General features: G+C 56.5%; 25 protein-coding genes and 1 tRNA gene. 14 read left to right on the forward strand and 12 right to left on the reverse strand.

Annotated features, from left to right (window positions below):
• Nucleotides 1-117 precede the first annotated feature (117 nt).
• A complete protein-coding gene (locus tag ACTQ3V_RS09410) occupies nucleotides 118-318 on the forward strand; it encodes a helix-turn-helix domain-containing protein (protein ID WP_373166180.1) in 201 nt (66 codons plus the stop codon).
• Nucleotides 319-342: 24 nt separating this feature from the next.
• Nucleotides 343-1,692, forward strand: coding sequence for a site-specific integrase (locus ACTQ3V_RS09415; protein ID WP_441467288.1), 1,350 nt, complete (start codon nucleotides 343-345; stop codon nucleotides 1,690-1,692).
• Between the two features lie 201 nt (nucleotides 1,693-1,893).
• Here the strand turns inward: ACTQ3V_RS09415 and ACTQ3V_RS09420 are convergent.
• From ACTQ3V_RS09420 to ACTQ3V_RS09430, 3 genes are all read right to left on the reverse strand, one after another.
• Nucleotides 1,894-1,970 (reverse strand) — tRNA-Arg (locus ACTQ3V_RS09420).
• Between the two features lie 209 nt (nucleotides 1,971-2,179).
• Nucleotides 2,180-2,515 carry a DUF1622 domain-containing protein gene (locus tag ACTQ3V_RS09425; protein WP_441467289.1) on the reverse strand — a complete coding sequence of 112 codons (336 nt, stop codon included), beginning with the start codon at nucleotides 2,513-2,515 and terminating at the stop codon, nucleotides 2,180-2,182.
• A gap of 30 nt (nucleotides 2,516-2,545) precedes the next feature.
• The gene (locus ACTQ3V_RS09430) at nucleotides 2,546-3,916 is read right to left on the reverse strand and encodes a TrpB-like pyridoxal phosphate-dependent enzyme (RefSeq protein ID WP_441467290.1); all 1,371 of its coding nucleotides are present in this window, start codon (nucleotides 3,914-3,916) and stop codon (nucleotides 2,546-2,548) included.
• A 509-nt stretch (nucleotides 3,917-4,425) separates the two neighbouring features.
• Between ACTQ3V_RS09430 and ACTQ3V_RS09435 the strand changes: the two genes are divergently transcribed.
• From ACTQ3V_RS09435 to ACTQ3V_RS09445, 3 genes are read left to right on the forward strand one after another with little or no spacing between them, the layout of a single operon-like run.
• Nucleotides 4,426-5,397: a leucine-rich repeat protein gene (locus tag ACTQ3V_RS09435; RefSeq protein ID WP_441467291.1), complete on the forward strand. Its 972-nt coding sequence runs from the start codon at nucleotides 4,426-4,428 to the stop codon at nucleotides 5,395-5,397.
• A 12-nt stretch (nucleotides 5,398-5,409) separates the two neighbouring features.
• On the forward strand, nucleotides 5,410-6,699 hold the full coding sequence (locus ACTQ3V_RS09440; protein WP_441467292.1) for a vWA domain-containing protein: 1,290 nt from the start codon (nucleotides 5,410-5,412) through the stop codon (nucleotides 6,697-6,699).
• Entirely contained in the window at nucleotides 6,696-8,198 is a 1,503-nt protein-coding gene (locus tag ACTQ3V_RS09445; protein WP_441467294.1) for an ATP-binding protein, read from the forward strand. Before ACTQ3V_RS09440 ends, ACTQ3V_RS09445 begins: the two co-directional genes overlap by 4 nt.
• Nucleotides 8,199-8,361: 163 nt before the next feature.
• Here ACTQ3V_RS09445 and ACTQ3V_RS09450 read toward each other — a convergent pair whose 3' ends face one another.
• Together ACTQ3V_RS09450 and ACTQ3V_RS09455 are read right to left on the reverse strand one after the other, a co-directional pair.
• Nucleotides 8,362-9,843: a UxaA family hydrolase gene (locus ACTQ3V_RS09450; RefSeq protein WP_441467295.1), complete on the reverse strand. Its 1,482-nt coding sequence runs from the start codon at nucleotides 9,841-9,843 to the stop codon at nucleotides 8,362-8,364.
• Between the two features lie 15 nt (nucleotides 9,844-9,858).
• Complete coding sequence (locus tag ACTQ3V_RS09455; protein WP_441467296.1) at nucleotides 9,859-11,127, reverse strand: mannitol dehydrogenase family protein; 1,269 nt, start codon at nucleotides 11,125-11,127, stop codon at nucleotides 9,859-9,861.
• Between the two features lie 299 nt (nucleotides 11,128-11,426).
• On the opposite strand from ACTQ3V_RS09455, the gene ACTQ3V_RS09460 reads away from it, so the two are divergent.
• Both ACTQ3V_RS09460 and ACTQ3V_RS09465 read left to right on the forward strand, forming a co-directional pair.
• Nucleotides 11,427-12,095, forward strand: coding sequence for a GntR family transcriptional regulator (locus ACTQ3V_RS09460; protein WP_441467298.1), 669 nt, complete (start codon nucleotides 11,427-11,429; stop codon nucleotides 12,093-12,095).
• Between the two features lie 56 nt (nucleotides 12,096-12,151).
• Nucleotides 12,152-12,583 carry a hypothetical protein gene (locus ACTQ3V_RS09465; RefSeq protein ID WP_441467299.1) on the forward strand — a complete coding sequence of 144 codons (432 nt, stop codon included), beginning with the start codon at nucleotides 12,152-12,154 and terminating at the stop codon, nucleotides 12,581-12,583.
• Nucleotides 12,584-12,651: 68 nt separating this feature from the next.
• Here ACTQ3V_RS09465 and aguB read toward each other — a convergent pair whose 3' ends face one another.
• Together aguB and aguA are read right to left on the reverse strand one after the other, a co-directional pair.
• Nucleotides 12,652-13,515, reverse strand: coding sequence for an N-carbamoylputrescine amidase (aguB, locus tag ACTQ3V_RS09470; protein ID WP_441467300.1), 864 nt, complete (start codon nucleotides 13,513-13,515; stop codon nucleotides 12,652-12,654).
• Between the two features lie 35 nt (nucleotides 13,516-13,550).
• The gene (gene aguA / locus ACTQ3V_RS09475) at nucleotides 13,551-14,645 is read right to left on the reverse strand and encodes an agmatine deiminase (RefSeq protein WP_441467301.1); all 1,095 of its coding nucleotides are present in this window, start codon (nucleotides 14,643-14,645) and stop codon (nucleotides 13,551-13,553) included.
• Nucleotides 14,646-14,766: 121 nt separating this feature from the next.
• On the opposite strand from aguA, the gene ACTQ3V_RS09480 reads away from it, so the two are divergent.
• Entirely contained in the window at nucleotides 14,767-15,348 is a 582-nt protein-coding gene (locus ACTQ3V_RS09480) for a hypothetical protein (protein ID WP_441467302.1), read from the forward strand.
• Between the two features lie 131 nt (nucleotides 15,349-15,479).
• Nucleotides 15,480-16,388, forward strand: coding sequence for a YitT family protein (locus ACTQ3V_RS09485; protein ID WP_441467303.1), 909 nt, complete (start codon nucleotides 15,480-15,482; stop codon nucleotides 16,386-16,388).
• Between the two features lie 62 nt (nucleotides 16,389-16,450).
• Here ACTQ3V_RS09485 and ACTQ3V_RS09490 read toward each other — a convergent pair whose 3' ends face one another.
• From ACTQ3V_RS09490 to ACTQ3V_RS09510, 5 genes are all read right to left on the reverse strand, one after another.
• A complete protein-coding gene (locus ACTQ3V_RS09490; RefSeq protein WP_441467304.1) occupies nucleotides 16,451-17,386 on the reverse strand; it encodes a thiamine pyrophosphate-dependent enzyme in 936 nt (311 codons plus the stop codon).
• Nucleotide 17,387: 1 nt separating this feature from the next.
• Nucleotides 17,388-18,587: a pyruvate ferredoxin oxidoreductase gene (gene porA / locus ACTQ3V_RS09495; RefSeq protein ID WP_441467305.1), complete on the reverse strand. Its 1,200-nt coding sequence runs from the start codon at nucleotides 18,585-18,587 to the stop codon at nucleotides 17,388-17,390.
• On the reverse strand, nucleotides 18,587-18,892 hold the full coding sequence (locus tag ACTQ3V_RS09500) for a 4Fe-4S binding protein (protein WP_441467306.1): 306 nt from the start codon (nucleotides 18,890-18,892) through the stop codon (nucleotides 18,587-18,589). Before ACTQ3V_RS09500 ends, porA begins: the two co-directional genes overlap by 1 nt.
• Nucleotides 18,892-19,467, reverse strand: a complete 576-nt coding sequence (locus ACTQ3V_RS09505; RefSeq protein ID WP_441467307.1) for a 2-oxoacid:acceptor oxidoreductase subunit gamma family protein — start codon at nucleotides 19,465-19,467, stop codon at nucleotides 18,892-18,894. The genes ACTQ3V_RS09500 and ACTQ3V_RS09505 overlap by 1 nt, the downstream gene beginning before the upstream one ends.
• 408 nt (nucleotides 19,468-19,875) lie before the next feature.
• Nucleotides 19,876-20,775, reverse strand: coding sequence for a precorrin-6B methylase (locus tag ACTQ3V_RS09510; protein ID WP_441467308.1), 900 nt, complete (start codon nucleotides 20,773-20,775; stop codon nucleotides 19,876-19,878).
• A 170-nt stretch (nucleotides 20,776-20,945) separates the two neighbouring features.
• Here ACTQ3V_RS09510 and ACTQ3V_RS09515 point away from each other — a divergent pair, with 170 nt between their 5' ends.
• From ACTQ3V_RS09515 to ACTQ3V_RS09535, 5 genes are all read left to right on the forward strand, one after another.
• The gene (locus ACTQ3V_RS09515; RefSeq protein ID WP_441467309.1) at nucleotides 20,946-21,329 is read left to right on the forward strand and encodes a metal-dependent transcriptional regulator; all 384 of its coding nucleotides are present in this window, start codon (nucleotides 20,946-20,948) and stop codon (nucleotides 21,327-21,329) included.
• Between the two features lie 64 nt (nucleotides 21,330-21,393).
• Nucleotides 21,394-22,083 carry a tRNA1(Val) (adenine(37)-N6)-methyltransferase gene (locus ACTQ3V_RS09520; RefSeq protein WP_441467310.1) on the forward strand — a complete coding sequence of 230 codons (690 nt, stop codon included), beginning with the start codon at nucleotides 21,394-21,396 and terminating at the stop codon, nucleotides 22,081-22,083.
• A gap of 20 nt (nucleotides 22,084-22,103) precedes the next feature.
• Nucleotides 22,104-22,976: a 16S rRNA (cytidine(1402)-2'-O)-methyltransferase gene (gene rsmI, locus ACTQ3V_RS09525; protein WP_441467311.1), complete on the forward strand. Its 873-nt coding sequence runs from the start codon at nucleotides 22,104-22,106 to the stop codon at nucleotides 22,974-22,976.
• Between the two features lie 128 nt (nucleotides 22,977-23,104).
• Nucleotides 23,105-23,785: a response regulator transcription factor gene (locus ACTQ3V_RS09530; RefSeq protein WP_502918986.1), complete on the forward strand. Its 681-nt coding sequence runs from the start codon at nucleotides 23,105-23,107 to the stop codon at nucleotides 23,783-23,785.
• Nucleotides 23,786-23,787: 2 nt separating this feature from the next.
• Nucleotides 23,788-25,350: a sensor histidine kinase gene (locus tag ACTQ3V_RS09535; RefSeq protein WP_441467313.1), complete on the forward strand. Its 1,563-nt coding sequence runs from the start codon at nucleotides 23,788-23,790 to the stop codon at nucleotides 25,348-25,350.
• Nucleotides 25,351-25,476: the final 126 nt, after the last annotated feature.

A 25,476-nucleotide genomic window follows, 5' to 3' on the forward strand; every position in this document is an offset into this window, starting at 1 on the left:
TCTTTGCATTTTGGGCGTATATTGCTATAATAGACCTGCCAACGATCAGAAATCTGCAGCAAGGAGGCGTATAGCAATTTGAGCAGTGCATGGGTGCTGCCACAGGAGGGACAAGATATGAATAGGAATATTGTACAGGATCAGGGCGTGGAGAAGAAAACCTACTCTGTTGTGGAGATCGCAAAGATCCTCGGCATCAGCGAACGAAGCGCTTACTATTTTTGCAGTCATACGACGGATTTCCGCGTGCTGCATCTGGGAAGGCTTGTTCGCATACCCAAAGAATCTTTCGACCAATGGTTTTCCGGTTGCTCCTGATCCACCCGTTCTGTGGAGGCAACTATGGCAACAATTAAAAAAAGAGGTTCCAAGTATGCGGTAATCTATGATTATCGAGACGCACAGGGACAACGGCATCAAAAGTGGGAATCCTTCTCCAACAAGGCGGATGCCGAAAAATTCAAAAGGAAGGTGGAATACAAAAAATCCTGTGATTCTTTGCTGACGCCTTGCTCACAAACCGTGGCGGAGTACCTGATGCAGTGGGTAAACGTTTATGGCAAAGCCAAATGGTCATTTAGTATGTATACCTCCTCTTTGGCTCTGATCCGCAATCATATCATGCCGGAAATTGGGCAGATCCCGCTGCAAAAGCTGCAGCCGATACATATTGAGATGTTATACAACACGCTGCGCGGCAAAAAATGCAGCGGCCCCAAAGGACATGCACCAAGTGGGACGAAAACACCCTGTCTTTCTTCTACGACGATCCGTCATGTCCATACATTGCTGAAAACGGCGTTCAACAAGGCGGTGGACTGGAGATTGATCGAAGAAAGTCCGGTCGTATGCGATGCGCCCAAAAAGAATAAGGCCGAACGCCGGATCTGGACGCCGGAAATGGTGCGGGAGGCTTTGGACGATATGGAGCATCCACTGCTGCATCTCGCAGTGCACTTGGCGTTCATCTGCTCTTTGCGCATTGGCGAAACGGTCGCATTGACTTGGGATGATATTGATTTTGATCAGAAGCTCATTCGCGTGCGGCATACGCTCCAGCGTGTCAGCCGCGAGGCATTGGATTCCGTCCCGGCGGACGGCTTGGTGCAGGTGTTTCCGCCCAGGGTTAAGAAAACCAACACGGTGTTGGTCCTCAAGACACCCAAAACGGCAAACAGCAACCGGTTTGTGTACTTAACTCCGGCGCTTCGACGAGAGCTAATGCTTCGGAAGGCAACGGTGGCAAAGCAAAAAGCGTATGCCGGTGAAGCGTATTCAGACTTCAATCTGGTGTTTGCTCTGGAGGATGGATACCCGGTGGAGCCCAAACTGTGCGAAAAATGGTTCAAGCTATGGCAGCAAAGGACAGAGCTGCATCTTCCGCCGCTGATCTTTCATGAACTCCGACATTCCAGCGCGACCTACAAGCTGCTGGAAAGCGGCGGCGATATCAAGCTGGTGCAGGGCGACATGGGCCATGCTTCAGCTGCGGTGTCGCTTGATACCTATGCGCATATGCAGGATAGCCGGCGGCGGGCGCTGACAGAAAAAATCTCGAAAGAATTTTATGGCGGTTCTTCTGCGGACGACCGGCAGGAACAGCTGCTGCAGCTGCTACAGGAAGACCCTGAAATTAAGAAAAAGGTGCTGGCGGCACTGCTTGCAGAGGATGCACAAAAATCAGGATGTTAGCAGATCCGTTAGCAGGTTGGAAAATACGATACGAAATATGATGATAGGATTTATGAGCAAAAGCGAGGAAAAGTCGTGTTTGCTAACAGGCTGCTAACAAAAAATCGCCGGTTTTCTGTTGGCAGCAAAAATTGAAAACCCTCGAAAAATTAAAAAAACAAGCGATTTCTTACGAAATCGCTTGTTTCCCACAAGAAAAAGTGGTACGCCAGAAGGGATTCGAACCCCCGACCTTTTGGTTCGTAGCCAAACACTCTATCCAGCTGAGCTACTGGCGCAAATTATTGACTTGTGTTTTCTCAACCGAACTTCTGCTCAGTTTCGACTGCCTAAATAGAATACCACAGCAATCGGCTTCTGTCAATCTTTTTTTCAAATTTTCTTTCATTTTTTCTTTCCCTACAGATCGTCCCCTATCTGCCCGCTCTTATCCATTAGAGCCGCCGAAACCCACTTTCGGCGGCTCACATAAATCAGATTGCGCTGCCTATTCTGCCGATATTTTCACCGCATCCCGCTCTTCGTTCTTAATCTCCCAGTGGATGAGAACGGTCAGCGCCGCGCGCAGCAGAATAATCGCACCAACCAAGCCAATCTCCTTAAACTCCCGCACAATTACAGTGCGCAGAATCTCACTGCCCAATTTAAACTCCAACCCGAGCGACAATCCCTTGGCAAGCGTCAGGCGAGTAAGCGGATCGCGGCGCACATAACGCCAGACACCCTGTACGCCGGCAACCACTATCACCCCCACACCAACATATTCAAATAACAGGATGGCCCAGGAAACAACAGACTCGAGCAGATGCTCCGCTATCTGCATAACAGGCTCCACCTCCGCATTGCAATGCTATCATTCCGGCTGCACCGGCAGCGTATCAAAGCCAATCTGCAATTCTTCATCCGTGGGCACATGGTTCGTCATTGTGCCGTTGTGATACGCTTCATAAGCCGACATATCAAAGTAGCCCGTACCGGTTAAACCGAACAGAATGGTCTTGCTCTCGCCCGTCTCCTTGCACTTAATCGCCTCGTCAATCGCGCAGCGAATCGCATGGCTGGACTCCGGCGCGGGCAAAATAGTTTCCTCTTTGGCAAACAATGTCGCGGCCTCGAACACATCGGTCTGCTTGGCAGAAACCGCCTCCATGTAACCGTCGTGGTACAGTTTGGACAGAACCGGGCTCATGCCATGGTAGCGCAGACCGCCCGCATGATTCGCCGCGGGCATAAAGCCGTTGCCCAGCGTATACATACGCGCCAACGGCGTCACATGGCCGGTGTCGCAGAAGTCATACGCATACTTGCCGCGCGTAAAAGACGGGCAGGAGGCCGGCTCGACCGCGATAATGCGCGGATCAGCTTTGCCCAGCAGCTTATCCTGCATAAACGGTGCAATCAGGCCGCCCAGATTGGAGCCGCCGCCCGCACAGCCGATGACAATATCCGGATATTCGTCCAGCATTTCCATCGCCTGCTTACTCTCCAGACCGATAATCGACTGATGCAGCAGCACCTGATTGAGCACGGAACCGAGCACATAGCGATAGCCTTCATGCGTCGTGGCCATCTCAACCGCCTCGGAAATCGCGCAGCCGAGCGAACCGCCCGTGTTCGGATCCTGCGCAAGAATCGCGCGGCCCGCTTCGGTGGTATTGGAAGGCGAGGGCGTTACGTCCGCGCCGAAGGTCTGCATAACCGCCTTGCGGTACGGCTTCTGCTCGTAGGAAACCTTGACCATGTATACTTTGAGGTCCAGTCCGAAGTATGCGCACGCTTCGGACAGCGCCGTGCCCCACTGGCCCGCGCCGGTCTCGGTGGTCAACCCCTTGAGGCCCTGCTCCTTGGCGTAATACGCCTGCGCAATAGCCGAGTTCAGCTTATGGCTGCCCGACGTATTGTTGCCCTCAAACTTATAGTAGATCTTCGCCGGAGTACCGAGCGCCTTTTCCAGATTGTAGGCACGGCACAGGGGCGACGGGCGGTACAGCTTATACATATCCAGAACCGGCTCCGGAATATCGATATAGCGGTCCGTGCTGTCCAACTCCTGATGCGCCAGCTTTTCACAGAAGATAGGATAGAGCGCCTCCTCGGGCAGCGGCTGATGCGTACCGGGATGAAGCAGCGGATCGGGCTGTTCCTTCATATCGGCGCGCAGGTTATACCACTGCTTCGGCATTTGATCTTCGGTTAAATACAATCTGTGCGGAATCTTTGCCATGGTAGGTTCTCTCCTTCTTATATGAAATATGTGAGTCAACAAAACAAAACTCCTGCCCCATGAAATCATGGGACAGGAGTTAATCAACAAACTCTTGCGGTACCACCCAAGTTGACGCAAAACGCGCCCGCTCGCTTTTACATATCCATCAATATGCGCTCCCCGGATAACGGGTGGAGTCCCCGTCGCAGCTACTTGGAATTTATCCCGTTCGCCTTGCCCTGCTAAAGTCCATTCACAAGGTCCTTGCCTGCCGCAATTCCACCATCTGCGGCTCTCTTGGTGGTTCGGATTCCCCGCTACTCGTCTTCGTCATCGGTTTTGCAGTATGGTCACAGTATATTCTCCGCCCATGGATTTGTCAAGCGCTTTTGGAGAATTTTTATATTTTATCACTTTGATATTTTCTTATCATCATAAGTATCTATCCTGCTCCCTTACCTTGCCGCCCCGCTGCTCCTGTGCTATAATCAAACCAGACGAAAATTATCCAAAAAGGAGGCCCGCGCATGCGTAGAATCGACGGCGAAAACGACCTTTTGCTGACCTGTGCGCACATACCGGACGGCATCGCCATCCTGCGGTGCGAGACGTGCGACGATACCGTGCGTCTGCCGGACGAAATCGACGGCGCACCGGTCGTGCAGCTCGGCCCCTACGCGCTCAGCGAGCGTGCGCCCGACCTTGCCGGACAGGAGACCTTCGCGGTCCGTATTGCCTGCGGCGGGCCGGAGCCTGTGCATGACGCGAACGCCGTCCGCGCGGTCACGCTGCCTGCCGCGCTGCAAAGCGTGGGCAGCTATGCGTTTTACAACTGCCGCCGGCTGGAAACCATCACACTGTCGCACACGGTTTCGGACTTTGGCGGCGGTGCGCTGATGAACTGCCGCGCGCTGCGCGAGGTTGTGCTGCAGGCCGAGCCGACCGTTCCCACCTGCCTGCAAAAGCTGCTGGGAGAGCACGCGGGCGAGCTGGATGTGCGCTTTGACGGCGGCGCGTCCGCGCACCTGCTGTTTCCCGCCTACACCGAGGAACTCGAGGACCTCTCCCCCGCGCATATCTTTCAGCGCCGCATCCACGGCGCGGGCTACGGCTACCGCCAGTGCTTTGACGCCGGCGTCCTCAGTTTGCGACAATACGACCTTGCGCTCGCCGGCTTGCTCGAGCGGCACGATTTTGCCGTTGCATCACAGGTTGCGGCGCGGCGGCTGGCTGTACCATATGCCTTGTCTGATACCGCCCGTGACGCCTATCTCGACTGTCTGCGTGCGCACGGCGGCGCGTTGCTGTGCCATTGCGCCGCAACGGGCGAAAGCGCGGCGGTTTCCTTCCTGCTGTCGCTCGGCGTGCTGACTGCCGCCGATGTGGAGGCGGCCTGCGATGCCGCCCGTGAAAAAGAGCAGACCGCGGCGCTGTCCGTGCTGCTGGCCGCGACCGGCAAAACCGCCGCCCGTGGCCGTGCAAAAACCTTTGACCTGTAAAGGAGCTTTTCCATGCCCCAAAGCGAACGCTGGAACGCCCTCGGGCGCGAGATTTTGTTCTCCGCCCGCACCGAATTATATATGAGCCTGCCCTTTCTGGACGCGGCGCTGTCCGCGCTGGCTGTCTCGGGCGGGTTTGACACCGCCACCCTTGCCACCGACGCGCGCAGCCTATACTTTAACGGCGCGTGGCTCGCGCAGCAGCTTGAGCGCGGCCGTCCACGCGTCAACCGCGCCTACTTGCACAGCGTGTTTCACTGTCTGCTGCGCCATCCCGCCAAAACGCGCGGCCGCGACCGCGATTTGTGGGATTTGGCCTGCGATGTAGCGGTGGAAAGCATATTGGACACGCTCGATTACCGTTGCTTACAAGCGGATAAGCCGTCCGTGCGGCGGCAGAACCTGTACCGCAGCCTGCGCACGGAAATGCCTGTACTGACCGCCGAAGCGGTCTACCGACAGTTCCGGCGCGACCGGCTAAACTCCTATGACTGCGCCACACTCGCGCGCGTGTTTGCAGTGGACGAGCACTCACTCTGGCCCGAAGAGGGCGACGACGAGCAGGACAAGCAGTGGCAGCACACCGCCGAGCGCACGCAAACTGCGATGGAAACCGTATTTTCCAATCAGGCGACCGGCGGCGAAGCCGTGCGTGAGCAATTGTCCGTCACCACCCAACACACGACCGACTACCGCGCGTTTCTGCGACGCTTTGCCGCCCTGCGCGAGGAGGTGGCAGTCGACGCGGACTCCTTCGACTACGGCTACTACGCCTACGGCCTGCGGCACTTTGGCAACATGCCGCTCATTGAGCCGCTCGAGACACGTGAGGTGCGCAAAATCGAAGATTTTGTCATCGCGGTCGACACCTCAATGTCCACCTCGGGCGAGCTGGTGCGCAGCTTTCTCACGCGCACCTACGAGCTGTTACAGGACAGCGAGAGCTTTTTCCGACATATCAATCTGCGTATTCTGCAATGCGACGACCAGATTCGCGCGGATAAACGCATTGCAAATGCACGCGACCTTGCCGACTACATGGAGCATTTCGAGCTGATTGGACAGTCCGCGACTGATTTCCGACCGGTATTTGAATATGTTGACCGGCTGGTGAGCGAGGGCGCGTTCCACCACCTGCGCGGGCTGCTTTACTTTACCGACGGACTGGGCATCTACCCCAAAAAGCGACCCAAATATGACGCGGCCTTCGTTATGCTCGAAGGCGGCGCCTACCCCGAAAACGTCCCGCCATGGGCGATCTGCGCCGTGCTGCGCGAGGACGAGATAGGAGAACCACTATGAACATCAAACGAGCCAAAAACGAAATCAAAAACGCGCTGCGCGCCTATCTTACGCGCGACGAATTCGGCGCGTATCGCATCCCGCCCATCCGGCAGCGTCCCATTTTGCTGATGGGCCCGCCGGGCATCGGCAAAACCCAGATTATGGAGCAGATTGCGGACGAGACCGGCGTGGGTCTGGTGTCCTACACGCTGACCCACCACACGCGCCAGTCCGCGCTCGGCCTGCCCTATATCGAGCACGAAAAGTTCGGCGGACAGGAATATACGGTCACCGCCTACACGATGAGCGAGATTATCGCCTCGGTCTACCGCGAGATCGAGCGAACGGGCGTTTCCGAGGGCATCCTGTTCCTCGACGAAATCAACTGCATTTCCGAAACGCTGACCCCCATGATGCTGCAATTTTTACAATGCAAAACCTTTGGCAACCAACAGCTGCCCGTAGGATGGGTGGTTGTTGCCGCAGGCAACCCGCCCGAATACAACAAATCTGTACGCGAATTCGACGTGGTTACGCTCGACCGCGTCAAGCGCATCGACGTGGAAGAAGATTTCGCGGTCTGGAAAGAGTATGCCTACCGCCGCGGCATCCACGGCGCGATTTTGTCCTATCTTGAGATTCGGCGCGACCATTTTTACCGCGTGGAGGCGACCGCGGACGGCCTGCAATTCGTCACCGCGCGCGGCTGGGAGGACCTGTCCGAGCTGATGCAAGTGTACGAAACGCTTGGTCTGTCGGTGGACCGGCAGGTGGTCGAGCAATATTTGCAGCTGCCGCGCGTGGCGAGCGATTTTGCCAACTACCTGCAATTATACGACAAGTACAAGCGTGTTTACCGCGTCGAGGAAATCCTCGACGGCTCGTGGGAGCGCGTGCGCGCCTCCGAGCTTGCCGGCGCGCCGTTTGATGAAAAGCTGGGCGTGCTCGGTCTGCTGCTGTCCCGTCTGGCCGACGCGGCGCGCGAAACCTACCGGCTGGACGGTTTGACCGACGCGCTGCATCAGGACCTCATCCGCATCCGCGAGGGCGAGAAAACGCTCGGGACGCTGCTGGACGAAAAGCGTGATGCACTCTCCCGCCGCCGCGCCGCTGGTTCGACCGACCGTGACGCGCTGTTCATCGCGTCGCGCGAGACCGAACGGCTGGACGCCTTCCGGCAAGGGCTTTCGCTCGAAAAAATCCCGGCGGGCCGCACGCTCGACTACCTGAAGGAAAAGTTTCAGGCGGATGTACAGGCGCGCGCAGACGCGGCGGACAAAACCGACCGCGCGCTTGCCAACGCCTTCGCCTTCCTCGATGAAGCCATCGGCGACAGTCAGGAGATGGTGCTGTTCGCCACCGAGCTGACCGCCAATTATTTTACCTCATGGTTCATCCAGAATTTCGGGTGTGAGGCCTACTTTGCGCACAACAAGCGCCTGCTGTTCGATGACACGCAAAAGCATCTGCTCGAAGAAATCCAGCAGGCCCGTGCCGCCGACCACCCCGAAGTATAAAAATATGCGCCGTCATGCGCATTACACAAGAAGAAGGCCGCTGCAGCGGCCTTCTTCTTATATAGCGGAATACCGCGGCGATAACGCCGCGGTATTCTCATTGAAAAAAAGCAGAAAAGGGAATTAGATAGGTATCAAAAGGAGAGAGAATAGGAAACACGCTTTAGAGCGTGACGCCATCCTTAAAGATAGCGATTTCACGATAGCCGAGCTGCTCGCTCTTGGATTGCCGGCCGCTTGCAACCTGCAGCACCAGATCAAACAGGCGCGCGGCGGCATCCTTGATCGGCTCGCCGTCGGCCACCGGACCGGCATCGAAGTCAATCCAACCGGTCTTTTTCGCGGCCAACTGACTGTTGCTGGCAATCTTGATGGTCGGCGCGGGCGCGCCAAACGGCGTGCCGCGGCCGGTGGTGAACAGCACGATGTGCGCGCCCGCCGCCGTCATGGCCGTCGCCGAAACAAGGTCGTTGCCCGGGCCATACAGCATGTTCAGACCGTGCGCCGTTACCGCGTCGCCATAGCCGATGACATCCACAATCGGGGCCGTGCCGCCCTTCTGCACACAGCCGCAGGACTTATCCTCCAGCGTCGTAATGCCGCCCTTTTTATTACCGGGCGAGGGATTCTCGTATACCGTCTCGTGATGGCTGATAAAATAATCCTTGAAGTTGTTGAGCATGCTGGTCGCCTTATCGAATACCTCACGGCTGACACAGCGACTGAGCAGCATGCCCTCCGCGCCGAACATCTCAGGCACCTCGGTCAGCACGGTTGAACCGCCGCGGGCGATCACCATATCGCTGAACGCGCCGACGGTGGGATTTGCGGTGACGCCGGACAGGCCGTCCGAGCCGCCGCACTTCATGCCGATGACCAAATCACTGACCGGAATCGGCTGGCGGGTGAACTGCGAAGCAAACGCCGCGCACTGCTCCAGCAGCTCGCGTCCGGCTGCAAATTCGTCCTCAACATCCTGACAGGTCAGGAACTTGACGCGGTTCTCATCATAGGGGCCAAGCTCCTCGAGAAACTGGTCATGCTGCAAATTCTCGCAGCCGAGGCTGAGCACCAGCACCGCCGCTGCGTTCGGATGGCGCACGAGCGCCGCCAGCAGCTTACGAGTCTGCGCATGATCCGCGCCGGTCTGGGAACAGCCGTAGGGATGCGTGAAGGTATACAGCCCTTCAATCGAGCCGCCGACCAGATCCTGATTGTCAGCAACCATCTTTTTGGCCACGTCATTGACACAGCCGACGGTCGGGATAATCCAGATCTCGTTGCGGACCGCTGCGCGGCCGTCTCTTCGGCGAAATCCCATAAAGGTCTCCGGCTCGATTGCCGATACCGACGGCACGGCAGGCTCGTAGGTATACGCCTCTTCACCGGACAGATTGGTCTTCATATTATGGGTATGCACCCAAGCGCCGGTTTCTACTGCCGCCGTGGTGTGGCCGATCGGATAGCCGTACTTGACAACCGACGCGCCCTCGGGTATCTGCTCCAGCGCAATCTTGTGGCCCTGCGGAATATCCTCGGCCGCGGTGACGGTCACGCCGCCCGCGGTCAGGGTTTCGCCCTTGCCGACCGGATGCAGCGCAACGGCGACATTATCCCGCTCGTTAATGCGAATGAGTTTTGTCATAACAAGTCCTCCGGCTTACAGGCAGGAGGCAAACGCAGCCTCCGCGCCTTCCGTGCGAATCTTGGTCAGGTCCGCGAGCACCGCAGCCTCAAGACCGTCGATCTTAGTCAAATCTCTGTCCCACATCTGCTCGTTGGTCAGTACCGCGCGCACCAAATCGGCATCGCTGTCATCGCGGTGCACCCAGTAGAACTCGAGCGCCCAGCGGTCGTCCGAGCAGGTGTAGGTATTGCCCTTCGCGCGCTTGCAAACCAGCCCCTTATCGGTCAGCTCCTGCACATCGGTCGAATAAAACGCGATGTAAGCGGCAAGCGACATGGTCAGGCAAACCGGCAGCTTGCCTTGCTTTTCGATGTACTCGAGGAAGCTGGGCATGTTGCGCGCCTTCCACTTAGAGGTGGAGTTGAGCGAAATGCTCATCAGCTCGTGGTCGACAAACGGATTATTAAAGCGGTCCTCCACGGCTGCCGCGAAGTCCTCCAAGTCGTTCTTATCGAGCGGCAAGGTCGGGATAACCTCTTCATGCAGCATCTTGTTCATAAAGCCCTTGATGTGCTCATTGTGCATGCAGTCGCGCACGATATCGAAGCCCGCCAGGTAAGCGCCGAGCACAAAACCGGTGTGCGCGCCGTTGAGGATGCGTACCTTGCGCTTCTTATACGGGGTGACATCCGGTACAACAATGCAGTTGAGGCCCGCCGCTTTGAAAGGCAGCTTGTCTTCCAGCCATGCCGGACCTTCGATGTTCCAGACGCCGAATACCTCGCCCACGTCGATCAACTCGTCGTGGTAGCCATTCTCCTCGTCCATACGGGCCGCCTCGTCCGCGTCTTTGATGCGGCCGGGCACAATGCGGTCCACCAGCGTGGAGCAGAAGGTGCACTCCCCGCAAAAGGCCTTGAAATCCGCTTCCAGTCCCCACTGCTCAATGTACTGACCCACGCACTTCTCCAGTTCCTTAGTCTGGTTGTCCGTGCAGGCATTGACCAGACCGCGCTTGCAGGAATAGCAGCTGCCACAGTTAAAATACGGATTGCAGGTGACGACCATACCGGGCTTTAACCCTTTGTCATTCTCGTCAATCTCGATAATCTCCGCCGAAAACTCGTGACCCGGTACACGAGGATAAGAAACATAAGCGTTTGCGCCGCGATAAGAGCCTAAATCACTGCCGCAAATGCCGCCATACAGCAGCTTGAGCAGCGCTTCGCCCGGTCCCCGGACCGGCATTTCACGCTCAACAATCTCAACCTTGCCCGGCTCCTTGATGCAAATTGCTTTCATCTTTTATTTCCCTCCAGACTTTATTAACACGGGTTTTATCCCGCCAAAACAAATTACAAATCTTGTATATTTACTTGTATACAAGTGTTTCGTACTTTGTATCTTAGTCTCTGAAATCGGGTTTGTCAATTCCCATTTCACGCTTTTCCCAAAAATCGTGAGTTTATCCAATCTTGCTCAATGCAATATGTCTAAAATCACGAACGCCGGCAAGTCTTTCACCTCTTGCAAATTTTCTCCAATCCGATATAATAGATTCAGCGGGGTGATTCACGCCCCCTTCGGAGGTATCAAAATACATGTCAACTGCAAAAACATCCTCAATGCAGTCGCAAGCCTATGAATTTATCAAAAGAAAAATTACCATGTGCGAATATCCGCCAAATCAACTGCTGAGCGAAGCTGTTTTGCAAGCCGAACTTGGTTTTTCCCGCACACCTGTGCGCGAAGCCATCGGCCGCCTCGAGCAGGAGGGTTTGCTCAAGGTATTCCCCAAGCGCGGCATTGTGGTATCAGGCTTTACTATCAGCGACATCAGTATGATTTTCGAGGTTCGCCGTCTGGTGGAACCTTACACGCTGCGCAACTATGGCAATCGTCTCGATATGGATAAAATCGCAGAGTTCTCTCAGATTTTTCACAAGCATGCCAATGCAGAGGAATTCACAGGTTTCTATGAGCTGGATGACGAGTTCCACTCCGCTTTGGTTTCCGTTTTGCCCAATGAATACTTGCGCGACCTTTATTCCCGCATCCAGACACAAATCATCCGCCTGCGTGTGATGAGCGGCCAGCTCATTGAAAGCCGCCTGCAGCGCACCATGGCGGAGCACGCAGAAATTGCCGATGCCTGTCTGAGCCACAACTGGGACCGCGCTGCGCTGGCTATGGTGCAGCATCTGCATTTTTCCGAGGAATCCTCGCTGGCAACGTTGCTCAAAAGCCACAGCGGCACCAGTATCATCTAACCTCGATTACAGCGTATATTCGGGCATGTCCCGCCCTGTCGAAAGGATTACAAACTATGAATACCGAGAAAAACGCCTCTTATTACAGTCGTTACTGCGGCGCTGCAAAACGCTTTGAACTTGTTGGAGGCGCGGTGTTGCTGATCGCCATTGTCCTCAATCTGGCGACGCACAACAAACTGTTTAGCTTCACGCTGCTATTGGCGGCGTTGGGCGCGCTCCTGCTCATTATCGGCGGCTCCAGTCTGCGCCCGCATAATCTGGTCAAAGCCTTTGCCCAGCAGTGCGCGCGCGAGCCGGGGCGCGAAATCGCGCAAGGCTTGCTTGATGCGATCCAGAGTGATAAAAAGATCCGTTTGGTGCAGCGATCCATCAATGAAGTGGAAACCGCGATAGGCATTTATGCGCAGTCGGAGGACGCCGATCCCGCACTGATCCGCCAACTGCACGAAGCAAAGGACGCGCATATTGCCAAAAAGGCTTTTTAACGCCCACTGACAGACAGAAACGCCCGCTGCGGCCCCAGCCGCAGCGGGCGTTTTGCTATCCTGCGGGTTTATCCGAAGTGCCCCATGGCACCATACATTTCCGGCCGACGGTCGCGGAACACACCCCAACTGCGGCGCAATTGACAAATTTCATCCAAATCAAAGGTATGCGTCAGAATACCGGTTTCCTCCCGTCCTGCCTGCTCAACCAGCGCACCCGTTTCATCGGCAATGAAGGACGAACCATAAAACGTCAGGCTGGAGGATTGGTTCTGGTTATCCGGGGAGGGGGTAACCGTCTCCGTACCGACACGGTTTGCCGCGATAAGCGGCATGATGTTCGCCGCCGCGTGCCCCTGCATACAGCGCCGCCAGTGCGGCATGGAGTCGCAGTCGAGAATCGGCTCGGAACCAATCGCCGTCGGGTAAAACAGCAGCTCCGCCCCTTGCAGCGCCATGCAGCGCGCGGACTCCGGAAACCACTGGTCCCAGCAAATGCCCACACCAATCTTGGCATAAGCCGTATCCCAAACGCGAAAACCCGTGTCACCCGGCGTAAAATAGAACTTTTCCTGATAAAAATGGTCGTCCGGAATGTGGGTCTTGCGATACTGTCCCAGAATGGTGCCGTCCGCATCAATCACCGCCACCGTGTTAAAGGTGGTGTTGCCCACACGCTCATAATAGCTGACCGGCAGCACCACATGAAAATCATGCGCCAGCGTGCGCAGCACACGCACCGCCGGGTTCTCCTCCAGCGTCGTCGCCAAACGATAGTTTTCGTAATTCTTCTCCTGACAGAAATACCAGTTTTCAAACAGCTCGGGCAGCAGAATAATCTGCGCGCCCTGCGCCGCTGCCTCGCGCACTTTTTCCGTCGCGATTTCCAGCCCATAGGTCATCTGAACCGCAGCCACGGTCACTTTGCTCATCGTTTTCTTCTCCTTTATGGTTTATCCGTTTTCGCCTATGCGCGGGGAATCTGCTGTGTGATGCAGTGAATATTGCCCCCGCCAATCAGAATGTCGCGCGCGGGAATCGCCACGACCTGTCGCGTTGGGAACAGGCCCTGCAACACCGTCCGCGCCTTTTCGTCCATCGGGTCTCCGAAGGCGGGCATGACAATCGCTTCGTTTGCAATATAAAAATTCACATAACTCGCCGCAAGCCGCTCACCCGGTGTGCGCGTCGGCTCACCATCGCACAAATCCAATCCCTCGCACTCCTCGGCCGTGATGGTCACGGGTGCGGGCAGCGGCAGCTTGTGCACGCGGATTTTGCGCCCCTTTGCGTCGGTTGCAGCTTCGAGCACAGCCAGACTTGCCGCCGAAAGCGCATACTGCGGATCGGTTTCATCGTCCGTCCACGCAAGCACGACCTCACCGGGCGCGGTAAACGCGCACACGTTGTCCACATGCTCATTGGTCTCGTCGTTATAAATGCCGCGCGGCAGCCAAATAACCTTCTGTACGCCCAGATACTCGCACAATGTGCGCGCAATCTCCTCCTGTGTCAGGTCAGGATTGCGCCCTTCGGACAGCAGACACGCCTCGGTCACAAGCGCGGTGCCCTCCCCGTCGACATGGATAGAACCGCCCTCGCAGATGAAATCCCGCTTGTCATAGCAATCGTTTCCCAGCAGGTCACAGAACTTGCGCGCCACGCGGTTGTCGCGCTCCCAACTCGGATATAAGCCATCGAACGATCCGCCCCAGGCGTTAAAGCCCCAGTCAATGCCGCGGCGCTCACCCTTTCCGTTTATGACAAACGTCGGCCCGATGTCGCGCGCCCATGCGTCGTCCGTTTCCATCACCACCAGCCGCACCCGTTCGGACAACTGCGCGCGCGCATTATCATATTGCCCTTCCGAGCACAGCACGGTCATGTTTTCGCTTGCCGAAATAACCTCGATTACTCGCAAAAACGCCTTTCGCGCAGCATATGCACCATACTGCCACGAGTCCGCCCGTTCGGGCCAAATCATCAGACAGCCCTCGTGCGGCGCAAACTCCGCAGGCATATAAAACCCGTCTTCGGCAGGCGTGGTGTGTAAAATTCTCATACTGTTTCTCTCCGTCTTGTTTTCTCTCTAATAGGGTACAACATTTCGATTGGACTTGCAAGATTTTCCCGAATATGTTACACTAAATATACACACTTTATCCTTTTATCAGGAGGAAATCATGTACAGCTACCCTTATTCCTATACACATACCTATACGTATACTCCGTTTTACTCTGTTATCCTTCCAATTATCGCACTGGTTGTCATCATTGCCGGCGGTCTTTCGTTGTATTTTCTGTTTGTCCGCAAGCCCAACCGTTTTGAAGGCGCCGTCGCAAAGCTGCATGATGCGCTTAATTTCCGAACCTTTTATTCGGAAAAACTCATCCGTGCGCTATACTGCATCACGGTTGTCAGCATCGTGGTTTACAGCGTCGTGCTGCTGTTCTCGCGCTTTTTTACCGCCTTGCTGCTGTTCGTGCTTGGCAATCTGGCTGCCCGCATCGTGTATGAATACGCGCTTTTGCTGCTCGTTCTGTGCCGTAACACACAGGAAATCAACCGCAAGATGGGGCCGCTCCCCGCAGAACAGCCGGTTCCGCCCGCACCGGGCGCAGGCCCGACTGCCACTGCTGCGCAGCAGCCTCCCGTTCCTCCGGTCAATCCGCAGCCGCCCTGCCCTCCGCAGACGGACGCTCCGGTACCGCCGCAGCCTTCTGAGCAGCCGCCCATCCCTCCGCAGGACGGTCAGCAGCCATAACACAAGTCCATACCCCACTGGGATTTTTTCACAGCGGCACGCAGAATGTTCGTTAACTTCTGCGTGCCGCTGTGTTATAATAGAGGCGAACATCGACCGGTCGCGTGATCGGCCAAAGAGGGGGATTTTTTATGCAGTCAAAGCAAGCATCGGCCGCCCACATCCATCCACAGAGCGGTTGGGAGCCGCCGCTCACCGGGCAGGCGCGCCGTCTGTTCCTCATCGTGCTGGCTTCAGTCATCATGGCGGTCAACATCAAGAGTTTTGTCGATGCCGGCGGCTTGTTCCCCGGCGGATTTAACGGCCTGACCCTGCTCATCCAACGCAGCGCACAACAGTTTGCAGGCATCGCATTGCCATTTACCGCGATCAACCTATTGCTCAACGCCATTCCGGCTGTCATCAGCTTCCGACTCATCGGCAAACGGTTCACCCTTTATTCCTGCCTGATGATTGCGCTCACCAGTGTGCTGACCGATATCATCCCCTCCATGCCGCTGACCAATGACGTTCTGCTCGTCTGCATCTTCGGCGGCATCATCAACGGGTTTTCTATCAGCCTGTGTCTGCTCGGCCGCGCCACCAGCGGCGGCACGGACTTCATTGCGGTTGCCCTCAGCGAGCGGCTGAACGTGGACGCATGGAACTATATTTTTATCGGCAACTGCCTGATGCTTGCGGTTGCGGGCGTACTGTTCGGCTGGGACAAAGCGCTGTATTCTATCATCTTCCAATTCGCCTCGACGCAGATCGTACACATGCTCGACCAGCGTTTTAAACGCAACACGCTTTTCATCATCTCTAACCGTGCACCGGAAATTTACGAGCACATCAAGGACACCACCCACCACGGTGCGACGCTGTTTCACGGCACCGGCCTGTACAACGGTGAGGAGCGCGACCTGATTTACTCGGTCATCGCCAGCGATCAGGTAAAAGAAATCACGCATGCCGCGCGTGAAATCGACCCGCATGCTTTCATCAACATTCTAAAAACCGATCAGGTGGCGGGCAACTTCTACCGCCGCCCACATGACTAACCGTAAACAGCAAAGCCGTTTCGCTCCCAGAGAAGGAGCGAAACGGCTTTTTTTCATTGATTTTAGTTGCTTTCACAGCGGCTCAGCAGTTTTTCCCACTGCTCGTCGACATACTGCTGCGCGGCTTCGAGCGTCCACTCGTTACCGGGCTTAAAGCAGTGCTTAAAGCGGCCCTGTAATTTCATAAACTCGGTCACAGGCAGCTTGTTTTTCGGCATGTAACTCAGATGCCATTTGCCCTCAATGACCTCATACAGCGGCCAGACGCAGGTTTCGACCGCCATCTTACAGATTTCGGGCAGCATCTCAGGCGAATACTGCCAGCCACGCGGGCAGGGCGCCATAACATTGACAAACGCCGCCCCTTCCGTATAAATCGCACGATGCGCCTTCTCGTGAAAGTCCTTGAAGTTGCCGAGGAAGGTGGTCTGCGCAACATACGGGATGTTGTGGGCGACCATAATCTCGGTCAAATCCTTCTTGTTCTGCTTTTTGCCGACCGACACCTGCCCCGTCGGGGTGGTTGTCGCGCTGGCAAAGCGCGGCGTGGACGACGAACGCTGAATACCGGTGTTCATGTAGGCCTCGTTATCATAGCAGAAATAGACCATATCGTGCCCGCGCTCCATCGCGCCGGAGAGCGACTGAAAACCGATGTCATAGGTGCCGCCGTCGCCGCCGATGGCGAGAAATTTATAGGTACCGTCCAGCTTTCCCTTGCGCTTGAGCACATTGTACGCCGCCTCGACACCACCGCAGGTCGCGGCCGCGTTCTCAAATGCGGAGTGGATGTAGGAATCCTCCCATGCGGTGTAGGGATACAGGAAAGAAGAAACCTCAAGGCACGAGGTCGCGTTGCAAACAACCGCTTTATCGCCCTCATCGAGCGCACGCAGCATGCCGCGGCACACCAGCCCCGCGCCGCAGCCCGCACACAGGCGGTGACCGCCGACAAAACGCTCCGGCTTGGAAAGTTCTTTCTTATGATTGTACGCCATGTCAGAGCACCTCCGTTTCGCTGCTGCGCTGGCCCATATGGATGTATTTTGGCCCCTTGCCGCCGTTTTCCGTCAGCAGGAACAGGTGGTCATATACCCGCGCGATATCCTCGGTTGCCACATCGCGTCCGCCCAGACCATACACCACGTCAATCAGCACAGGGCGCTTCTCCAAATCATAGCACGCGGCGCAGGTTTCGGCGTAAATCGGGCCGCCACAGGCGGAAAAACCCTCACTCTTATCCATGACGGCGACCGCCTTGACGTGGCTGAGCGCCTGCGCCAGTTCCTCCGCCGGGAAGGGACGGAACACACGAATCTTGATCAGACCCACCTTGCGGCCCGCCGCGCGCAGCTGGTCGATGCAGGCCTTGGCCGTGCCCGCGGTCGATCCAATCAGCACGAGCGCGACTTCCGCGTCCTCCATCCGGTATTCTTCAAAAAAGCCGTATTTGCGGCCAAAAGTCTTTTCAAAGTCCGCCGCGACCTCCAAAACCGCCCGCTTGGCGTTCTTCATCGCCTCGGCCTGCTGCACTTTATGCTCCATGTAATAGGGCGAAACGTCATACGGACCGACGGCCAGCGGCGTCTCCCGACCCATGAGCGCATGCTCAGGATGGTACTCCCCGACAAACGCCTTAACCGCTTCGTCCTCCTCGAGCAGAATGTTCTCGACCGCATGCGAGGTGATAAAGCCATCCTGACAGACCATAATCGGCAGGCGAACGTCAGGCGTCTCGGAAATGCGCATCGCCTGCAAGTAGTTGTCGTAGGCCTCCTGATTATTCTCGGCGTACAGCTGGATCCAGCCCGCGTCACGCGTGCCCATCGAATCCGAATGATCGTTGTTGATGTTGATGGGGCCGGTCAGCGCGCGGTTAACGCATGCAAGCGTAATCGGCAGGCGAGAGGATGCAGCCACATACAGCAGCTCATACATATAGGCAAGGCCGCAGGAGGAAGTCGCGGTGACCGCGCGCACGCCTGCCGCCGACGCGCCGATACAGGTGGACATGGACGAATGTTCGGACTCTACCGTCACATATTCGGTATCCACCTTGCCGTCCGCGACATATTGCGCGAAATACTGCGGAATTTCAGTCGAGGGCGTGATGGGGAACGCGGCGAATACGTCCGGATTGATTTGCCGCATGGCATAGGCCACCGCCTCGTTGCCCGAAAGCCGGTCTCGAATGCTCATCACTTTTCCTCCTTTACAAAGTCGATTGCACCAAAGGGGCACACCTTCCAGCAGATGCCGCAGCCCTTGCAGTGGTCAAAATCAAAGTCCGCGCGCTTACCCTCGCAAACCGGAATGGAGGAATCCGGGCAGAACGGCGCGCAAAGCAGACACTGCTTGCATTTTTCCTCATACCAGACCGGGATATTGGCGCGCCACTCGCCGGTCATGGTCAGGCGGGCGGTGCCGCCCTCGTAAATCTCGCCGCCCGGGGTCAAATCCTGCCACGGCGACTGTTCGTTGATATCCTTCGCACACTTTGCCATTATCCGCGTACCTCCTTGAGAGACTGGGTCAAACACTCCATATTGCCTGCGATGACCTGCGGCTTGGTTGCAAATTTATGCCGGAAGGAAATCTCCATATCGGACTGGAACCGCCACGGGTCAAGCACGCCGCTGACCTTGACAATCGCGGCCAGCATGGGCGTATTGGGGAAATACTTGCCGAGCGTGCGCTCGGAAATCGCGCGCGCGTCAATGGTATAGACGCGGCCCTCATAGCCGCGCAGCAGCGGACGAACCTCGTCGGGCGACTTATGGGTATTGATGACGATGGCCCCCTTGGGATTTAAGCCGTGCGTCACATCGACCGCCTGCAAAAGCGTTTCGTCCACGACCACAACATAGTCCGGCTCATATATATTGGAGTGGATCGTACACCGCTCGTCCGAAATGCGGTTATAGGCCGTAATCGGCGCGCCCATGCGCTCCGGGCCGTATTCTGGAAAGCCCTGCACATATTTGCCCGATGCAAACGCCGCGTCCGCCAGCAACAGGCAGGCGGTCTTGGCGCCCTGTCCGCCGCGGCCGTGCCAGCGAATTTCCACCATGTTTTTCATGCTGTTTCCTCCTCATATGTCCTTTGTCCCGTCCCTCCAAGCGCCGGGCGTTGCGCGGGTGAAAACAAAAAGGCTTTCGTCCCCGTAAAGGGACGAAAGCCTATACAAACTTACGTGTAACCACCCGTTACTGCATACCATCATACGCGCTTCCTGTAACGGGGAAAACCGTCAGCACCTACTCTCCCGCGGGGTTTCGGGCTGCAACTCCGGAGTGATATTCAGTATCGTCCTACTGGCGCCGGGCTTACACCATGCCCCGGCTCGCTGCGGCGTTGGGATGCGATCCTACTGTCTCCCTCATTATCTTTGCCTGTTTTCTATAACTGCACTTTATTATAATAAAGGGGCAGAACAATGTCAATTGTCATTTCGCACAAAAACAGATGTTTCTCCTGCACGGACACATCAAGCCTTTCCCGAAATCAGCCACGGCGCAGGCTCAGTGACAAAGGTATGCTTGCTGCTCAGCTTGGACACTGCAATCTGGATGACCTCGGTCTCTCCGATGCCATAGCGCGCAAACAAATCCGGGATGGACGCAGCACAGCGGAAGTCCAGCGTATAGATGACAAACTCCATGTGCGGGTTGATGCGCAGCAGACATTCGATCTCCTGCTCCATGCTCGCGGATGCCACCAGCATAGCAAGGCTCGGCACCGGCAGGTTCTTCATTGTCTCGTCATCCACATGGTCGATAATCCGGATGTTGTTCAGCCCGAACTGCTCGATGTTTTCCTCCATCGTGCGGCGATCGTTCTGGTTGTACTCAACCGCAATAACTGTGCCCTCCCCCGCGATGATCGCGGACTCGACCGCAATCGACTCACCCGAAATGATGCACACGGTATCGTCGTTTGCGATGTGCATTTTGTTGAGAATGACCGCGCGAATCTCGCTGCCGACATAGTGAATCGACCCGCGCGAAAAGCTCGAGTTGCGCATGCCGATCTTGTAGGTCGAGCGCGCGTTCGGATTGAGAATCAGCATTGCCGCCGAAGCATTGATGCCACGGTTAATCATGTCGCGCAATTTGTTATGCTGAATCGGGCCGGAGGGGTCGGAGCCGGTATTATACCATACGTCGCACTCCCCCAGTCCCGCATCCCACATGCGGTAGAAGATATCCGCATGACCGGCCTCGGTGAACACAAGCACCGCATCATTGGACTCCACGGTCGGGATCAGATTTTTGTTCTTGCGGGTAATATCGAGAATTTTGACCTTTTCCAAATCGACCTGCGTGTTTTCCGAAAAATATTGCAGCCACGCGAGGATCTGCGTATTGTTGAACATCTGCTTATCCATTGCGCTCACTCCTTTTTTCTGTATGATTTATTATAGCACAGCGGCAAAGCAAATGAAAAGCCCTACGCTGGTGTTTTTATCCGCGACCGCGCCCCCCGCTGTTGCCAAAAAACGCGGGACATGCTAAAATAGTAAGACAATATCCGAAACCATGAAAGGAGACCGCCCCCGTGAAAATACAGGAAAGCGCGGAAAACTATCTGGAAGCAATTCTCGTGCTGACGCAGCGCAACGGGCAGGTGCGGTCGATCGACGTGGCCCACTACACCGGTTTTTCCAAGCCAAGCATCAGCCGCGCGGTCGGCCTGCTGCGGGACAACGGCTATGTTTCCATCGACCAGAACGGTTTGCTCGGCCTGACGGAATCCGGTCTGCGCATCGCCGAAAACATTTACGAACGCCACACCGTCTTGACCCAGCTGCTGACCATGCTGGGCGTTTCACCCGAAACCGCAGCCGAGGATGCCTGCCGCATTGAGCATGTCATCAGCGCGGAAACCTTTGAAAAGCTCAAAGAACACGCGCGTCGGCATAGCGGAGACGCCGCACAGTAACCCAAGTGCCCAAAGGCCGGCCGGTCAAGGCCGGCCTTTCGCATACGCGCAAGGAGGGAAACCCATGCCGCAAACCATTGAAACGCTGCCCAACGGGCTGAACCTATGGCAGGATGACCGCTTTTTCAAGCTCGGGCAGGACAGCGTGCTGCTCTCTTGGTTCGCCAAGCCGCGCCGGAATGCCAAGGTGCTCGACCTCGGCTGCGGCACGGGCGCACTCGCGCTGCTCATTTACCGCCCCGACCTGCGCATCACGGGGCTGGAATTACAGGAGGAACCGCTTGCGCTGTTCCGCCGCTCGATTGCGGATAACGACGTGGACGTTACCGCCGTGCAGGGCGATCTGCGCGCCATCCGGACGATTTTCCCGCATGGCAGCATGGATTATGTCATCTGCAACCCGCCCTATTTCGGCCGCACAGCGGGCAAAAGCGCCCCCTCCCCCGAAAAACGCACCGCCCGTCAGGACGGCAGCTGCACGGTGGAGGATGTCGCGGTCGCCACGTCTTTTGTGCTGCACACGGGGGGCAAAGCCGCCTTTGTGTTCCGTCCGGAACGGATGTGGGTGCTGCTCGAAGCGCTCGACCGCGTGCGGCTCGTTCCCAAGCGGCTGCGGTTTGTGCACCAGAACGCAGCTGCCGCACCCAGCGCCGTGCTGGTCGAGTGCCGTAAGGGCGGCAGCGCGGAGGGGCTGAGCGTCGAACCGCCGCTGCTGGTCGAAAGCGAGGAATATCAAAAAATATACGGAAAATAATTTATTGAGGAAATATTACAATGAGTGAAGCTACATTATATCTGGTCGCCACACCCATCGGCAACCTCAGCGATTTGTCGCCCCGCGCGCGAGAAATACTCTCTTCGGTGGATTTCATTGCGGCCGAGGACACGCGCGTCACCCAAAAGCTGCTGACCGCCTGTTCGCTGCCCAAAAAGCCGCTGATTTCCTACTACGAGCACAACCGACGCGCGCGCGGCGAGGAAGTGCTCGCCAAACTGCTGGCGGGAGAAAGCTGCGCGCTCGTGACTGACGCGGGCACGCCCGCCGTCTCCGACCCGGGCGAGGATTTGGTCGCGCTGTGCGCGGCGCACGATGTGCCGGTCATCCCGATTCCGGGCTGCTGCGCGGCCGTGTGCGCGCTGGCGGCCTCCGGCCTGCCGACCGGCCGCTGGTGCTTTGAAGGCTTTCTGTCGGTAAACAAAAAGGCGCGGCGCGAGCATCTGGACGCGCTCACAGGCGAGAAACGCACGATGATTTTCTATGAGGCCCCCCACAAGCTGTGTGCTACGCTACGCGATCTGGCGGAAGCCTTCGGCGGTGAACGCCGTATCTCGCTCTCGCGCGAGTTGACCAAGCTGCACGAGGAGACCCTGCGTTTTACGCTGTCCGAAGCCGTGCAGTATTTTGACCAGACCCCGCCGCGCGGCGAATTTGTGCTGATTGTCGAGGGCGCAGCCGATCTGCCGGACACGCCCGAGGATGCAGACGCGCGCCTGCAAGCCGCTGCGGAGGAGGTACGCCGCCGCGTCGCGCGGGGCGAGACACAAAAGGACGCGGTCAAGGCGGTATCCGCCGAGGCAGGCGTCAAGAAAAATGCTCTGTACCGTCTTGTGCTGGAGCAGGAGGAGCAGGAAGGCGAAAACAGCTGACGCTCTGCTGCGTCGCCAAAAGACACAACATTATTGGGAGAACTCCTCTATCCCTTTTGTCTTTGTTCACACAACGGACAAACTTCCCCCGTATACTTTGCTATATATCAACACAGAGGTGGGATATGATGTCTACGATTTTGATTGCCGATGACGAGGCGCGTATTCGCCGTCTGGTCAGCGACTTTTTGAAACGCGACGGCCACAGCATCGTGGAAGCCGCTGACGGGCGCGAGGCCCTGCAAATACTGGAAAACCGGCATCCCAGTCTGGATCTGGCGATTTTGGACGTGATGATGCCCGGCATGGACGGCTTTGAAGTCCTGCGTGAGCTGCGCGCACAGGAGCGCGGAGACGCACATCTGCCCGTCATGCTGCTGACCGCCCGCGCAGAGGATGCAGACCAAGTGCGCGGATTGGAGGACGGCGCGGACGATTACGTCACCAAGCCGTTTTCCCCCATTGTGCTGGCCGCACGTGTGCGCACCCTGCTCAAGCGCGAGGGCCGCACCGCCGCGCCGGTCGAGCAGTTCGGCGAACTGTCTATCAATGAACTGCGCCGCGAGGTGCTGGTCGATAATGTTCCGGTCGACCTGACCCCCAAAGAGTATGAGTTGCTGGTCTATTTCAAAAATAACCGCGCCATTGCCCTGTCGCGTGAGAGTATTCTCAACGCCGTATGGGGATATGACTATTTCGGTGACCTGCGCACGGTCGACACCCATGTCAAAAAGCTGCGTGCCAAGTTGGGTGACTGCGGCTCGATGATTTCTACTGTCCGTGGCTATGGATACCGCTTTGAGGGATAAAGATGATACACGGTTCGATCCGCTTCAAATTTTTTGCCGCGATCAGTGCGGTTGCACTGGTCTTTATCGGCATGCTGCTGCTGCTCAACCTGTTCTTCTATGAGGATTACTATATGATGACGCGGCGCAATGAATTGCGCGACGCGTATCATAATATCCGCAGCAGCTATACCGGCAGTGTAGACGACATTGCCACCGTGCTGGATAACTATGAAAGCCGCAGCGTGATTCGTCTCTCCATCGTCGCGGCTGACGGCACTGTGCGATATTCCTCCTTCTTCTCGCCGGGCAACGGCCAGCAGGCCGGCGGCGAATCCGCCTTACAGGGCACTTTCCAATTGCCGGATTTTGATTTGTTCGACCAGCAGCGACGCGGCTATGCCATCCTGCAATCCATCGCCCAAAGCGTCAATCTGGATGCACTTGTCAAGCATAACTATCAGTTTTTAAATGTCTCCCTGTGGGATGGTGACCAGTATCTGTGCCTTGCCGGTACACTGGACAGTCGGGGCGAAAACTGCCTGTTTGCCTATACGCCCTATGCCTATATTGAACAGAACTCCTCGCTCAATCTGGTATTTCTGCTGATTGCAGGCGGGTGCGCGCTGCTTATCTGTCTGGTTTGCGGCTATTTTATCTCACGCCAGTTTACGCGCCCGCTGATTGACATGGCAGGCGTCGCTGACCGCATGAGTGAGCTGGACTTTTCCACCAAATGCCAGTCGGGCGGCAGCGACGAAATCGGTCACCTCGGGCAATCGCTCAATCGCTTGTCCGCCTATCTGGAGCAAACCATCGGAGAGCTTAAGCGGTCCAACGATCAACTTGCGCAGGAAATTGAAAAGAAAGAGCGCATTGACAGCATGCGACGTGAATTTATCGTCAATGTGTCGCATGAACTGAAAACACCTATTGCATTGATTCAAGGCTATGCAGAGGGACTGACCGCCGGGGTGGCGGATGACCCGGAGGACCGAAAGTTTTATTGCGATACCATTGCGGATGAGGCCGACCGCATGAACAAGCTGGTCATGCAGCTGCTGAACCTGTCCAAGCTGGAACTGGGCGCAGAGCAAACCTTCTACGAGGACATTGATCTTCATGAGCTTTGCGCGGAAGCCGTCCAAAAGACGAAAGTACTCTGCGAGAGCCGCGGCTTGACTGTGCATTTCGCGGACACCTGTGTCACGGTTCGCACGGATGGAGACCTATTAGAGCAGGTGCTGATGAATTACCTTTCCAATGCAATCCGTTACACGGTGGACGGCGGGCATATCGAAATTTCGGCAACGCGCACGGATGCCGGCATACGGCTGTCTGTCTTTAATGAAGGAGAGGGCCTACCGGAAGAAGAACTCCCGAAAATTTGGGAGAAGTTCTATCGCACCGACCGCGCCCGCACCCGTGAAGCAGGCGGCACCGGCATAGGCCTGTCTTTGGTACACGCTATTGCCGACACACTTCACGGCTCCTGCGGCGCTGAAAATGTGCCGGGCGGCATTTCCTTCTGGTTTGTGCTTCCAACCACACCGGAAAACAAGGATTCCCTCAGCGACACAGAATAATTTTTCTTATTTTTTCATTTTTGTAGGTTTGTCAAACATATTGGACAGAGAACTCTAAGGGAGAAAACCAACCTAGAGGCCTCATGGGAAAGTTGTTGGAGTGGCGATTATGGATAGCGAGCTGCT

It is taken from the genome of Candidatus Agathobaculum pullicola (genome assembly GCF_052117205.1).
GTDB lineage: Bacteria > Bacillota > Clostridia > Oscillospirales > Butyricicoccaceae > Agathobaculum > Agathobaculum pullicola.